Source organism: Vibrio sp. AIC-3 (assembly GCF_013114515.1).
Taxonomy (GTDB): domain Bacteria; phylum Pseudomonadota; class Gammaproteobacteria; order Enterobacterales; family Vibrionaceae; genus Vibrio; species Vibrio crassostreae_C.
This window is the reverse complement of the sequence record NZ_VTXG01000011.1, coordinates 127,562-134,376: the sequence shown is the minus strand read 5'-3', so window position 1 is coordinate 134,376 and position 6,815 is coordinate 127,562. Positions and strand designations below refer to the sequence as shown.

Genomic DNA, 6,815 nt, shown 5'->3' with positions numbered 1-6,815 from the left:
TTGTTCTTGGCATGGTATTGGTTATGGTTTTACTTTTGGCGAAGCAAATTATAACTCTTTACCATGCTGTTCAAAAAACACTCACGAAAGATCAACACGCCCTAATACGCTGTAAAGTAAACCGATAGGCTGTGACTGCATTCAGTTATATCTATCGTCACAAAATACATTCAATGAATGTGTCATAATGTTGAAATTACTGGTTAAATTTCAAGGAATGTCATGACTGCAACGAACTATCTCAACCAATTGAATCAAAAGTATCTTGCGACTCATAAAGCGAAAGAAGACTTCTTTTGGGATACATATATGGGTATCAGTGACGACCACGATGGTTCGACACTCGCACAGACTCAGTGGACGGAATTTCTAAGCTCTGCCGAACAGATTACTGCTATCGAAACGCAACTCGCTGCTATTGATGAAATTCAAGATCCTCTCGAAAAAGAGAGTACGCTGACAGGCTTGAATGGTTGGTTGGCGACCTTTAGATCTCACGCTATTGAGTCTGAGCAGTCACAGAAGCTTAAATCCGATCTCATAAAGTTTGAGGCTGAACTGTTTGAGAAAAAACAGAATCATGTAATGACTTACGTAAATGAAACAGGTGATGAAACAGAAGGATCGCTGCCCGTTTTAGGTTCAGCCGTTAGAAGTAATGGTAATGAACAAGTTAGGCTTTCTGCACATCAAGCATTATTAGATTTAGAGCAATGGCTGCTGGCGAACGGCTTTATTGAGCTGATCAAAAAACGTAACCAATTTGCTCAATCACTGGGGTTTAAAACCTTCTTTGATTACTCGGTGGTAAAAACCGAACAGATGACGACAGAACAACTGTTTACGATTCTGGATGACTTCGAAGCACGCACGCGTGATAGCCATCAGCAAAGCCTAGCCAATTTGGCAGAGCAGAAAGGCGAGAATGCACTTCAAGCCCATAACTTTACCTACTCTTTTGCAGGTGACGTTATGAATGATCTTGACCCGTATGTTCCGTTCTCAAAATCATTAAGACGCTGGATAGAGTCTTTTGGTCGCCTCAACATTGAATACTCTCAAGCGACATTGAAACTCGATTTACTTGATCGCAAAGGAAAATACCCTAATGGCTTCTGCCATGGCCCTATCCCTTCTTTCTATGACCAAGATGCTTGGGTTGCGGCCCAAGTTAATTTCACTAGCAACGCTAAGCCCGATCAAATAGGCAGTGGCTATGATGGGATTAACACACTATTTCACGAAGGTGGTCACGCGGCGCATTTTGCTAATGTAAAAATGAACGCCCCTTGTTTCTCTCAAGAGTTTGCGCCGACTTCGATGGCTTATGCTGAAACACAATCCATGTTCTGCGACAGCTTGTTAAATGACGCTGACTGGCTAAAACAGTACGCTCTAAATGCGGACGGGCAACCTGTGCCAGATGATCTAATTAAAGCCATCATCGACAATAAACAGCCCTTCCGAGCTTACCAAGAACGCAGCATTCTTGTGGTTCCATATTTCGAGCGAGCCCTGTACGAATTAGCTGATGAAGACCTCACGCCTGAAAAAATCACGGCACTTGCTCGTAGCAGTGAAAAGGCAATTCTTGGATTGTCTTGCAGCCCTCGTCCACTGATGGCGATCCCTCACTTATTGTCTGATGAAGCATCTTGCTCATACCAAGGTTATCTATTGGCTCATATGGCGGTGTATCAAACACGAGCTTATTTCACCGACAAGTTTGGTTACTTAACAGATAACCCAGAGATCGGGCCTTTGTTGGCGAAACACTATTGGCATAAAGGCAATAGCGTGAACCATAACGGTACAATCGAAAGCCTGACTGGGGAAGGTTTTAATGCCAAATATCTCGCTGACGAGTGTAACTTATCGCCAGAGGAGGCTTGGGCGATTGAGGAGCAAAAAATCAAACAGCTGTTGACAAGAGAACGTGCACCAGTCGCGGATTTGAATGCGAAGGTATCGATCGTTGATGGAGCAACTGAATTAGCGAATAATGCAAAGTCGAATGACCAAATGTGTGATGATTTTGAGCACTTTATTATTGAGCAATACGGTCGATAGATTGAGTTTTAATGCTAATGAAAAAGGCAAAAATGAGTAGTGACATAACTCATTTTTGCCCCATTGTAATCTAGACCTTTTGTTCATTCACAACCTGTCCATGAGCTTTTCCCCTACTAAAAGTTATCCATTCTTCTTATGCTGTTCGCTGTTAATCCCCCGTGATGTATCACGGGGGTAAATTCGACCTAAACATCCGCACTTTGTTCACATTCTCTTCACTGCGAACTATCAAAATGCATAGCATGTTCTATGGTATCTAATGAATATTGCCGGAGATAACTATATGAATTCACACGTAACAATTTTGTTATCGACTCTACTTGTTATATCTATTGTACTTGGTGGCTATTTCACATTTAAATATCTACGTATGAGAAAAAACGATTGAAAATAATTAGACAAGAGTAATAAGCGGGACGTTGAGTAAAAAGCCGAACTCAATCAGTCCGGCTTCTTCCACTCAATGAAAGTTGAAGCAATCCAATATGAGCCAATTATGACGAGAGAGCAGTGCGCCAAACAATCTTCGAGTACATAGAAGTTGATTATAGGGTCTAGCGGTGAACATTCTATAAATGCCATACTAAATTCAAGTTAACGCCATTTACGTCCAAACCATCATTGTCATACCATTTAACCCATTCCAACTGAAGCTCTAAGGGGTTACCTTTGTTAAATGCCGCCCCTATACCGTATTGGAAGTCCGAGTCAGAATCACTTGCATTATACCCTTGCCCAATAACTGACGCTTTTATTTGTCCAAAACCTAAAAGGCCGTATATATCTAGGTACTTCCAGACTGGCAATACCGCTTTTCCAAATAAGCTAAAGCTATGATCTATTTGGATATCAACCCCCAAACTACTGTCATTAGATATGTTGCCATAACCTCGGGCTTCAACAGCAAAATTTTCATGAAATCGATAACCACCGACTAGACCTAGCAGACTATTATCGACAGATGTTATACCTCCAATATCAGCGTCTACATATGAGTAACCTAGACCAATATAACCGAACTCCTCAAATGACCCTTTAGCGTAAACCGATGAACTAACGATGAGTAGTATACCGACTACACAAGTTTTTATATGTTTGGTCATGCTTATTATCTCCCTATATTTGTTAACACATTGCAAATAGAGTGTAGTTCATGAGCAGGTTGATAATAGTTAAAAAGAGAGGGTTTTGTTACTTAATTCGGTGAGAAGACATGGTAGCCCAATGCTGATCGGTTCTTATACAACATACTGAGTTTCAGGCATACCAAGCCCTGTAAGTTTGTTCAGCGCTTTGATCATAGCGTAGGTCTCGCCAACCTGAGCATTGTAATTTCTTAGGCTTAATTTCCCACCTAACAACTGCTTTACCCGATACATTGCTGTCTCTGATAGCGAGCGCTTATGATAACCATACCGAGTTTTCCATTTCTTGTTGGAGCCGTGGAGCTTCTGATAACCTACTGCTAGATTACGAGGGTGTCCTCGCTCCCAGAAGGCAGCTCCTTCTCGTGGCGGGATAAGCGAAATCGCTCGTTTGAGCCGTATGGCATCATGGCAATTCCTTGTGTCATGAGCGCCATCACCTGATATCTCAATGATTTTACGGCGTGTCTGCTTGAGTAAATTGGGGAGCATTTCGGCATCGGTTACGTTAGATAAGCTCAGCTCTGCTGCGACTATTTCGTGGGTGCTGGTATCTACTGAGATATGCAGCTTGCGCCATATTCTTCGCTTCCCATCAGTACAATGCTTCTTGATCTTCCATTCACCTTCGCCATAAACCTTGAGGCCAGTGGCATCAGTGGCCAGATGTTGTATTGCTCCTCTGGTTTTGGTTTTGGTTTTGGTTTTGGTTTTGGTTTTAAAAGTGTAGTGGCTAAGTGCATTTGGCTACTACATTAAAGGATTTGCTGTACCTCAAGTAATCCGCTAAATGCTAATTTAGCAATACATATAACACAGAATTGTCCAATAGTTACTTAGGACAAACCAACATACTACAATAGGAAATTTTTCCGGCTTAGTTATTCGTTATCTTCACTCAATGCAAATTTGATCTCGTCTGAAGAGAACCCCTTTCGACTTAGCATCGCGTAAGCCTTGGAGCGTTCTTTATGATCGTTTAGGTCATAAGACTTCTTCTGCAACTGTTCTAAACAAGAAGAATAGAAATCTAGCTGCTCTTCATTAATCAATCGGTCGATGAGCGATGACAGCTCACTTGTGTCGATTTGTCGTTGTCTAAGTTCTTGCTGAATGGCGGTCAGGCCCTTGCCTTTACGAGCATACTTGAGCACCTCTTTTTCCAAATCGGCTTTCTCGGCCTTAATTTGAATGTTACTTTTCAGTTGATGCGCTTGTGGGTGCTGGTCAATCGCTACCTTAACTTGTTGATAGCTAAAACCACGCTTTTGCAGTGTCGCAACCAGCTTTTCACGGCTCATGGTAAAGCTTGAGTAGTAGTGGTTGATTCGGTCTATCAAGATGGTTTGTTCATCAATAGACTTTTCGAAGGACACTTTATGGATTGCATCAGAAATCACTGAATCGGTCAGGCCTTTCTTCTTCAATTTTTCGACAATATATCGAGAACCGAATTCACCAGAAAAAGCTTGTTCCACGAATTGTTCTGCAAACACTTGGTCAGACTTGAGATACCCGAAGCCTTTCAGTGTCCCTAGAGTTTCATCGATCCATTCTTGATTGTCGGTTTTCACTTTGAGCTTCGCAACCAACTCGCTTTCCGTCATATCTCTCTGGGTTAGGTGCCACATTGCAGAGTTCATGACGCTTTCAATTCGTGTTGCTTTTCTTACCGTTGTATTTCTACTATTCGTTTTTTGCTGTGAATCATCCATTCGCTTTCAACTGTCCAAACTAAGCCTACCCCATCATAACGTAATTCTAAGGTGGTTGAGTGACATAAAAGAATGAAGCTCAACATAAGCGGCAGCCAATAAAAATGGACGCTTGTACAGCGTCCATTTGATATCACATTAAGAATGATGGCTCTAAGCCATGCTTAACTTTTTCGTAATAGCTTTTCATACTAGATCTTTCGTTTAGTTCTCTTCGTGATTGTAAATATGTACATCTCGTTGAGGGAATGGAATCGTGATGCCTTCTTCATCGAAGCGTTTCTTCACGGTTTCCGTTACATCCCAGTACACATCCCAATAGTCATCAGTCTTAACCCAAGGTCGTACTACGAAATCAACAGAAGACGTATTCAAGGTATGAAGCTTGATCATATGCTCTGGTTTTTTCAACACTAGAGGGTGTGCAAGAATGATGTCGTTCAATACCGCTTTCGCTTTATCGATATCATCTGAATAACCAATACCGAAAACCATATCAACACGTCTTACACGTTCTGCCGTGATGTTGTTGATCACGTCACCCCAAATCTTGTTGTTTGGGATCACCAAGCGTTGGTTATCAATGGTTTGAACAGTCGTCGATACTAAGCTCATGTCTTTTACCGTGCCTTGCACGCCTGCCACTTTAACCATGTCACCGACGTCATAAGGACGGTAGATCAAGATCATCAAACCCGATGCAAAGTTAGATAGTGTGTCTTGCAATGCGAAACCAATGATGACACCGGCTACACCGAAACCAGTAAGAAGAGGTGCTAGCTCTATCCCTATTTGAGACAGTGCGATAAGCAAACCAATAAACACGACCGCTTTAGATGCGATGGATACAAAGAAGTCCTGCATCAATACACTGAAGTCCATTTTAGAGTGCGAAACACTCTTACGAACGGTTTTGCGAGCCACGTTAGCAATAAGGCGAGTTACATACAAAATACCGAGAAACAGAGCAAGTTTAACGATAAAAGAAGGGGTATTTTCAAAAGCCCATGAACTGAACGAACGAAGCCAACCATCCAACAGCTCCAGTGCAACATCAACATCCAACACATCGGCGTTAATGTCACCTGTCGTCGCTAGCAAAACACGTTTGTACGAAGTCACATCCACGCCAAACGGTTCCATTAGCGTGATGGTTTCTTCTAAGCTCGCGACCATAACGCTAGTTCGCTCACTGAAGCGTTCAAGCTCAGTTTTAATCGTCGCTTTCTCTTCTTCACTTACATAAGATAACCGGCGTTCTAAATCTTGACGTTGTGTATCCGTGTATAGAATTGCATTAGTAAGATATTGAGAACGAGAAACAAGTGCCGTTTTGAGCTCACCTTCAGGAACAGCAACATCAACACCACGCTCTTTCGACCAATTTAAGGTCTTAGCAAGCTGCTGATAATAGACATCCATCATTCCGATTCGTTTTTGAATACGCAATTCAAGGCGTTTTTTAGCGTCACCTTCAGCTGAACGGTTTTCTTTACTCATTGAAACGATTTTAGTTTCATTCAACGACAGCAATTTTTGTAGCAGTTCGACCTGCTGAGCAAGAGTGACATCCAGCCCCTCTTTTTTATCTGACGATAGCTGTGAAAAAATCTCTTCGCGTAGGCCCTGATTCTTACGCCTTAAGATATCTTCAAGAAAGGGCTTCTCAGCATCATGCGCCGTTTCTAATGTTGCTAGATCGAGCATTAACTGATCTTGTACTTCTGCGATTTTCTCAACGCTCTGCGCATAACTTCCAAATGCGACAAACGCCAACATTAACAATAGACAACGCCAAACCTTCATCATATTAATTCCTATCACTGTCTAAATTGACCCTATAAATAGTAGTAAAAAGAATATGGATAACAAGCATTTAAAC

4 protein-coding genes and 2 pseudogenes are annotated in these 6,815 nt (G+C 41.9%); 2 read left to right on the top strand and 4 right to left on the bottom strand.

The genetic code is table 11. The features are described 5' to 3' along the window. Window positions 1–222: 222 nt before the first annotated feature. Both F0229_RS10365 and F0229_RS10360 read left to right on the top strand, forming a co-directional pair. Window positions 223–2,070, top strand: a complete 1,848-nt coding sequence (locus F0229_RS10365) for a M3 family metallopeptidase (protein ID WP_171732770.1) — start codon at window positions 223–225, stop codon at window positions 2,068–2,070. Window positions 2,071–2,524: 454 nt separating this feature from the next. Further along, window positions 2,525–2,622, top strand: a pseudogene (locus F0229_RS10360) (IS3 family transposase); the annotation flags it as partial. Between the two features lie 20 nt (window positions 2,623–2,642). Here the strand turns inward: F0229_RS10360 and F0229_RS10355 are convergent. The 4 genes and pseudogenes from F0229_RS10355 to F0229_RS10340 all read right to left on the bottom strand — a co-directional run bounded on the left by F0229_RS10355 (window position 2,643) and on the right by F0229_RS10340 (window position 6,742). Beyond that, on the bottom strand, window positions 2,643–3,176 hold the full coding sequence (locus tag F0229_RS10355; protein ID WP_171732769.1) for a porin family protein: 534 nt from the start codon (window positions 3,174–3,176) through the stop codon (window positions 2,643–2,645). A 135-nt stretch (window positions 3,177–3,311) separates the two neighbouring features. After that, window positions 3,312–3,926: pseudogene (locus F0229_RS10350) on the bottom strand (IS5 family transposase); the annotation flags it as partial. Between the two features lie 173 nt (window positions 3,927–4,099). Then, window positions 4,100–4,933, bottom strand: a complete 834-nt coding sequence (locus F0229_RS10345) for a regulatory protein RecX (protein WP_171732768.1) — start codon at window positions 4,931–4,933, stop codon at window positions 4,100–4,102. 204 nt (window positions 4,934–5,137) lie between these two features. Further along, entirely contained in the window at window positions 5,138–6,742 is a 1,605-nt protein-coding gene (locus F0229_RS10340) for a mechanosensitive ion channel family protein (RefSeq protein WP_017064335.1), read from the bottom strand. Window positions 6,743–6,815 lie beyond the last annotated feature (73 nt).